This is a genomic window from Arthrobacter sp. SIMBA_036 (assembly GCF_046535135.1).
Taxonomy (GTDB): Bacteria; Actinomycetota; Actinomycetes; order Actinomycetales; family Micrococcaceae; genus Arthrobacter.
This window is the reverse complement of sequence record NZ_JAWRXG010000325.1, coordinates 1-254: the sequence shown is the minus strand read 5'-3', so window position 1 is coordinate 254 and position 254 is coordinate 1. Positions and strand designations below refer to the sequence as shown.

1 protein-coding gene is annotated in these 254 nt (G+C 27.6%); it reads left to right on the top strand.

The window, feature by feature from the left end:
- Positions 1 to 254, top strand: a 254-nt coding sequence (locus tag SB659_RS20060) for a hypothetical protein (RefSeq protein WP_410551692.1), incomplete at both ends; no start/stop codon positions are given.

Below are 254 nucleotides of genomic sequence, written 5' to 3'. Positions count from 1 at the left end.
ATTGCAAATTCACGGAAAAAAAATTAAAGGAAATTAAATTCACCATTTCTAAAGCTGAAGCTAAGAATAGAATTATTAAATATGCTCAAGGACATAATTATAGGATCTCTAAAGCGGCTGACAATCTAATATTCCTTAATGAAGCTACTGGTATTTACAGTCCAGGAAATTATGAACAAACTTATATTATATTTTTAAAAAGTAACGTCATTCTCTATACAGTAATTAAGGAAGGTTCTAAATCAAATTTCACA